5 protein-coding genes and 7 tRNA genes are annotated in these 6,795 nt (G+C 44.1%); 1 reads left to right on the top strand and 11 read right to left on the bottom strand.

All coding sequences use genetic code 11. The annotated features are described in order from the left end of the window. Positions 1-31 precede the first annotated feature (31 nt). The gene (locus tag H9630_RS16690) at positions 32-1,423 is read right to left on the bottom strand and encodes an Ig-like domain-containing protein (protein ID WP_191716641.1); all 1,392 of its coding nucleotides are present in this window, start codon (positions 1,421-1,423) and stop codon (positions 32-34) included. Positions 1,424-1,671: 248 nt separating this feature from the next. Here H9630_RS16690 and H9630_RS16695 point away from each other — a divergent pair, with 248 nt between their 5' ends. Beyond that, positions 1,672-2,718 (top strand): C45 family autoproteolytic acyltransferase/hydolase, encoded by a 1,047-nt coding sequence (locus H9630_RS16695; protein WP_191716642.1) that lies wholly within the window; start codon positions 1,672-1,674, stop codon positions 2,716-2,718. A 47-nt stretch (positions 2,719-2,765) separates the two neighbouring features. On the opposite strand, the gene H9630_RS16700 is transcribed toward H9630_RS16695, so the two are convergent. The 10 genes from H9630_RS16700 to H9630_RS16745 all read right to left on the bottom strand — a co-directional run bounded on the left by H9630_RS16700 (position 2,766) and on the right by H9630_RS16745 (position 6,795). After that, positions 2,766-3,818, bottom strand: coding sequence for a C45 family autoproteolytic acyltransferase/hydolase (locus H9630_RS16700; RefSeq protein WP_191716643.1), 1,053 nt, complete (start codon positions 3,816-3,818; stop codon positions 2,766-2,768). 399 nt (positions 3,819-4,217) lie between these two features. Beyond that, positions 4,218-4,301, bottom strand: a tRNA-Leu gene (locus tag H9630_RS16705). A gap of 105 nt (positions 4,302-4,406) precedes the next feature. After that, positions 4,407-5,405, bottom strand: coding sequence for an inorganic phosphate transporter (locus H9630_RS16710; protein WP_191716644.1), 999 nt, complete (start codon positions 5,403-5,405; stop codon positions 4,407-4,409). A 15-nt stretch (positions 5,406-5,420) separates the two neighbouring features. Continuing rightward, positions 5,421-6,038, bottom strand: a complete 618-nt coding sequence (locus tag H9630_RS16715; RefSeq protein ID WP_191716645.1) for a DUF47 domain-containing protein — start codon at positions 6,036-6,038, stop codon at positions 5,421-5,423. 225 nt (positions 6,039-6,263) lie between these two features. Further along, a tRNA-Leu gene (locus H9630_RS16720) sits at positions 6,264-6,347 on the bottom strand. A gap of 9 nt (positions 6,348-6,356) precedes the next feature. Beyond that, a tRNA-Cys gene (locus tag H9630_RS16725) sits at positions 6,357-6,430 on the bottom strand. 6 nt (positions 6,431-6,436) lie between these two features. Further along, positions 6,437-6,511, bottom strand: a tRNA-Gly gene (locus H9630_RS16730). A gap of 7 nt (positions 6,512-6,518) precedes the next feature. Next, positions 6,519-6,590: transfer RNA gene (locus H9630_RS16735), tRNA-Gln, on the bottom strand. Positions 6,591-6,601: 11 nt separating this feature from the next. Further along, positions 6,602-6,677, bottom strand: a tRNA-His gene (locus H9630_RS16740). A 42-nt stretch (positions 6,678-6,719) separates the two neighbouring features. After that, positions 6,720-6,795 (bottom strand) — tRNA-His (locus H9630_RS16745).

A 6,795-nucleotide genomic window follows, 5' to 3' on the forward strand; every position in this document is an offset into this window, starting at 1 on the left:
CTTATTCAGAGTTCCGGTCTTTTTTTTCACCTTATTTTTTAGCAACCACTTTCGTGGCTTTTTTGCTGACGTTTCCTGCTTTATCTTTCGCAGTCGCTTCAATTGTCACGCCAGCTTTCTGCGCTTTTATTTTCACAGAGTAAGTGCCTTTCGCATCGGCTTTCGCTGAACCGAGCACCGTATTCCCAGCTTTTATTGTAACTGTAGAGCTTACTTCCGCTTTACCAGTTACTTTCAAATCTTTAATTGTGACTTTGTTGATGGTCGGTAGTGGAGGCGCTACAACATCAACTACTGTTACTGAGGCTGTTGAACTAATATTTCCTGATTGATCCTTGGCATTAACCGTCAAAATGGCTCCGGCTTTTTGTACCGGAATCTTTACTGAAAATGTACCTGAGGCAGTAGCTTTTGTTGTAGCGATAACTTTGCTGTTATTTTTTACTGTGACTGTGGAACTTGCTTCCGCTTTACCGGAAATGACAGCATCATTGTTGTCGACTTTATTGATAGTTGGTTTTGCTGGTGCTGTTTTATCTGCCACTTTGACTGTGACTGTTACAGCAGCACTTTTATTTTTTGCACTGTCTTCAGCTGTTACGACCAACTTCACACCAGCTTTTTGCACTGCTATTTTAGCTGAGAAAGTGCCTGAAGCCGCTGTTTTAGTTGTAGCGATGACTTTGCTGCCATTTTTTACAGTGATTGTAGAATTCGCCTCTGCTTTTCCAGAAATAGCTGTGTCGTTGTCATCGAATGCATTGACAGTCGGTTTAGACGGAGCTACGTTGTCCAGAAACGACGTGGCGATGATATATAAATCTGACGGGCTGTTGCTGTAGTCATCCGCATCCAGCACTGGTACATAATAAGTCCCTGCTTTAGCCTGATAGAATTGAATCTCAAGCTCGTCGTCATAATCACTGCCTAAATACTCCAACTTCCCGGTTTCTCCAAATTCTTTTTCAGCAGCTGCGAACAGCAAATCGATTTCATAACTAGTGGTTCCTCCCCCAACTGCTAATATTCCGTTCGACGGAACTTTTACTTTATAAAAATCCATGTCGTAATAAGGCATCAATTGCCCTACAGTCGCTTTTGAATAAGATAATTGATCTGCAAAATTAAAGCTATCATTCGGCTCCTGCTCCCACAGATAATCGGAAGCGGCTTTATTGACAGCAGAAGCATTTACTTCTGAAAAAGGATAGTTCTGAATCGACAGACCTTTATGCAGTTGCGTTTCAAGTTGCTGAATAACAGAAGATTTTAGTATTCCCTGTTCAATTGGTATCTCTTTTTGAAGATCAGTTAATTTTTTTGCAGCATCTGTGTGACCTGTATTGGCTAACGTTGTTCCGGTTGAAACCGATAAAGCTAATATACCTGAAAAAATCAATGCAAAGCGTGTTTTTTTACCCATAATAATCCCCTTCAAATAATCATTTTTACCTACCATGGAATCATACAACATTTGGAAAAGTTCGCCAAGTCATTTTTTATTATTATTTCAATAAATATTCATTAATTAAAATAAGTTTAATGTCAACACTGAAGTTGGCATTTCCCACAACTCGCATCCTCAATTCCAACCCATAGGCATATTCTTTTTCATTCACCCGCAGATGCAGTAAACTCTTGTTACATTAATGAAAAAAGAGGGATCCACACGTGAAACGAGTGCACAGCGACATTGTCCAGTTTCGAGGAAGCCATTACGATTTCGGCCGGATGCAGGGAGAACTGCTGAAGGAATCGTTGATTCTTTCCAACCGCAAAAAACAACGGCAGGCTTCGAGCCGCCATTTGATTATAGACGAACAACGCGCAAAAAATATATTGCTTACTTTAGCCCCTAGAGTATGGGAAGAAATTACCGGCCTAGCCGATGCACTGGAATGGCCCATGGATGAGGCCATTCGGGAATTCGGCGGCTATTACTTGGAATACACGCGGAGCGGCTGCTCCATCTATACTGAATCTGATTTCATGGTCCGCAATTACGACAGTTCACCAGAAGGCTACGAAGGGCGCTTTGCTCTGTATCAGCCGACTGACGGCGGATTTGCAACCATCGGTCCGACCATGCAGATTACTGGCCGCACGGACGGCATGAACGAAAAAGGCTTGGTGATGGGCTATAATTTCATCAACCGCCGAAATTCAGAGGATGGTTTCATCTGCAACATGATCGGCCGCTTGATTTTAGAAAACTGTGCGACCATCGATGACGCCATCGCATTGCTGGAAGAACTTCCGCATCGCCGTTCCTTCAGCTATGTCCTGTTGGACCGCACCGGGAAATCGGTGGTTGTCGAAGCTTCCCCACGTTCTGTCTTGGTTCGTGAATCTTCAGTTTCCACGAATCATTTCGAATTACTTGTAGAGGAAAATCGCTACCAGACAGACGATTCCCGCAGAAGAGAACAAACGATGCTCACGCAGCAAGAAAACCAAATCGATGCCTACAGTGCGTTCCGGCTCTTGAATGATTCGGATAAAGGCGTCTTCTCTAAAAAATACAGCACAGCTTCCGGCACATTGCATACCGCATCTTATTTTCAACGCAGTCTGGAAGTGGGATTCGCCATTGGCCCGGACCGTTTGCCGCTCATGCTCGATTTCGACAAGTGGCTGCAAGGCGAACGGTTATACGCCAAACGCATCAATGGCAAAATCGATACACATCTGCCTTTTGCCCATATGGTTGAACTTTAAAAATCAAAGGCGCCAGCATCTACCCTGCTGGCGCCTTTCCTATTTTTCTATACAAATTGTTTATCCACGTGTGCAAAGCCGATATCCGTATCCACTGCTCCATGAATTTTTTGGACATTCAGGCCATCTCCCTGCAGCCAACTCCCAAAATCGAAAACTGTCGGCTGCTGATTTCCGCCAAGCGCAAACCAGACACTCTTTTCCTTCGGCAAATAAAGAGAGGTATGAATAGTCCCTGCCCAGCTTTTATACAACTGCGAGAAAACCCCTTTGTCGGTGGCGTTGAACAGACGGAATGCCTGCAGCGCATCTTCTGTCTGGCTTTTCTGATTCTGAATCGCCTCCAGGCGGTCAAATGAATCCTTTAGATAATTACGGTTTTCATGTTGTTGAATTTCAAAGTGATTGGTGCAGACATTACTGATACGTACATCCACTGCACGCGGACTCGCTTCGATGATCCGTGTTTCACCACTCGGATCAGTCACGATATAACTAAATGAACCGCGGTGCGGAATCTCTTTCAGCAGCTCCACCGCCTCTTCAATCGTTGCGCAAGTTTCCAGGATAATGCGGCCGATCAAGTAGCAGACAAATCCATCACCTGGCTTTTTACGGTGGGTAAAGTTATAGCCCATGGCCAATCCTTTTTCATTCATGCCGTCCATGCGGCCCGTAATTCGTGAAGTGGGGCCAATGATCGCATACCCCTGATCATTCGGCTGAAACAGGCTGAAACGTCCTTCATAAGTCTGCGGGTGGAAGTCGTAATTGCGGACCATAAAATCCCTTCCCGTGACAATTGAACAGCCAGACGGCATCGCATCGATCCGGTATCCCCCGAAATCACGCAGTACATCTTCCATCGGCAATTTGAGGCTTTCCTGCAGTCCCGTCAATTCGTCCCAGATTCCGGGGGCGAATCTGTGATAGGCCGCCTTTGTGTCCTCTACATCTATTTCAAACCTCGGCCTTTTCGCTTTCCACTGCTTTCTCCGGTTATCCAATATAATACTGTCTTTTAAAAGCTCACCTTGCCTGACTCCAAAATCATAATGGCTTCCTCTGAATTCCAAAATATCACTATGTATATCTCTCATCAAATTCTCCTTTATTTGCAGAATCACTCGTTATGTTTCAGCATACACATTTCCAGAATGAAACTCAAAAACTCCGCGCTGAAGAAATTTAGGCTACAAAAGAGCTGTCTTATAGAATGATAAGACAGGTACAGCCACCCCCTTTATTTTCCACCTTCGATATGCACACCTCAACTCAGCAAGATCCAATTTCTTCATTTTTATTGACGAATATGCCCTATTCTTGACTTTCGAGTGTATCTCTTCCATGAACTCTGTTTGTAAGATCATCTGAAATGTTAAGCCCAGCAAATGGATTCAATTCTACAGAACTACTTGCCAGTTAGATAAATCCGCGCTTAGATTGGGCAAAAGAAAAAGACCCTGACAGTGAAGTCAGGGTCTTTTGGGCTAGCGGTATACCGGCGGTCGGGGTCGAACCGACACTCCGGTGAAGGAACGGGATTTTGAGTCCCGCGCGTCTGCCAATTCCGCCACGCCGGCAAGTATTGCTTTAGCGGACAAGATTTATTATAGCACATCTTTTTTCGCTCGCCAATACTTTATTAATATAATAGATAAATTTCTTAAAAAACTTTTAAAGTTTTTCTACATTACAAGATTGAGGAGCAAATAGAACATGGCAGCCAATAATGCTGAAATCGGCATCGTGATCAGCCAGGTGATCAGCATGGTTTTAGCTGTCCCCCACTGAACGCCTTTGACGCGATGCGCTGCGCCTACCCCCATAATAGAAGATGAAATAACATGAGTAGTGCTGACCGGCAAATGGATCAAGGTAGCGCCGAAAATCACTGCTGCCCCCGTCAGATCTGCTGCAACTCCATTGACAGGACGGATTTTCATGATTTTTCCACCGACAGTTTTAATGATTCTCCAGCCACCGATGGAAGTTCCCAATGCCATCGCCAGCGCACAAGTTGCCTGAACCCATAGCTGAACGTCATCCGAAGTTTGGTAGTTATTGACGATCAAGGCCATCGTAATGATCCCCATCGCTTTTTGGGCATCGTTCGTCCCGTGAGAAAACGACTGCAAAGCGGCAGTAGCAATTTGGATCAACCTGAAATTCCGATTGGTTTTCGTTAAGTTATGATTTTTGAAAACTACTTTAAAGATGCTGTACATTAGATAACCTACAACCAACGCAAGAATTGGAGAAAAAATCAAAGCCTGCAGGATAGCCAGAAACCCACTGTAATTCAAAGCGGCAAATCCAGCACCCGCAATAGCTGCCCCAGCAATCGAACCGATTAAAGCGTGCGAGGAGCTGCTTGGAATGCCGTAATACCAAGTTAATAGATTCCATGTGATGGCAGCCAGTAACGCTGCCAATATAACGACAGAGCCATTATCCAGCGCAAATGGATCGACAATGTCTTTTGTGATTGTTTTAGCAACTCCTGTAAAAGCCATTGCGCCCACAAAGTTCATTACAGCAGCCAGTAAAATGGCACGCCTTGGCGTTAATGCCTTTGTGGAGACTGCCGTAGCTATCGAGTTCGCCGTATCATGAAAACCATTGATAAAATCAAATACGACAGCAAAAATGACAATCAAAACCGTTAACAGCAATATCATATCCATCAGTCATTTTGCTCCTTAAGCGTTTTTCATTATAATTGATTCGAATGTATTTGCGACTTGCTGACAATGGTCAGCAATTTCTTCCAGCTCTTCGTAAATGTCTTTGTATTGAATAATCCGGATTGGATCTTTTTCAGTTTGGAAAAGGTTTTTAATCGAACGGCGCAAAACAGCGTCGCATTGTGACTCGTAATCTTTGATTTTTATTGCATGTTCTCTCATTTGAGGCAGCTTTTTAGAAACCATCAGTTCAACAGCTATTTCAATTTCAATAGTGCTCAAACGGATTGCTTCTACAAATTCAAGCATGTACCCATCTGCCTTTACGATTGAATACATTTCAAACAAGGCCGCTGTATGTTCCAAGCCGTCCAAAACATCGTCCATGCTCATTGCCAGCGCTAAAATATCTTCACGTTCAATTGGTGTGATGAAAGCATTGTTAAGATCATGTATGACCGTGTGAACAAAAGAATCACCTTTTGTTTCATAATCTTTCATCGTGTTTGCAAAAATGACTACGTCACTGATTTTCTCCAGCTTATAATCTGCAAAATAAGCAGCACCTTCTTTTAAATTCAACGCAATATCACTCAACTGTAATGCAAACTTATCTTTCTTTTTGAACGCCATTTTCTTTGCCCCCACTATTTTTCTAAAATAACTTCTCAGCTAAATTATAATAGCTTATTTCACGAAAAAATAATACTAACTTTATTTGAATTTACAAAACCGTAATAAAACAGAATTCTCAATTTAAAAACGGCTGAATAATCGCTGGCATAACAAAAAAACCCTCCAGCTATGATTACTCATAGTTGGAGGGTTTTTGGAAAGGGCAGGCAGGCCCTTTCATGATACCGGCGGTCGGGGTCGAACCGACACTCCCGTGAAGGAACGGGATTTTGAGTCCCGCGCGTCTGCCAATTCCGCCACGCCGGCAAATCATTATGGAGGCGGCAACCGGACTCGAACCGGTGATAAGGGTGTTGCAGACCCATGCCTTACCACTTGGCTATGCCGCCAATTATTGGAGCGGAAGACGAGGTTCGAACTCGCGACCTCCACCTTGGCAAGGTGGCGTTCTACCACTGAACTACTTCCGCAATAAAGCTGGGGTACCTGGATTCGAACCAGGGCATGACGGGATCAAAACCCGTTGCCTTACCGCTTGGCTATACCCCATTAATAAAAGATGGGGCGGACGAGGGGAATTGAACCCCCGAGTGCCGGAATCACAATCCGGTGCGTTAACCACTTCGCCACGACCGCCACTTTACTATTTTATAAGTACATTGAATGAAAATGAAAACATGGGGCGGACGAGGGGAATTGAACCCCCGAGTGCCGGAATCACAATCCGGTGCGTTAACCACTTCGCCACGACCGC

Source organism: Planococcus wigleyi (genome assembly GCF_014836985.1).
Classification (GTDB): Bacteria; Bacillota; Bacilli; order Bacillales_A; family Planococcaceae; genus Planococcus; species Planococcus notacanthi.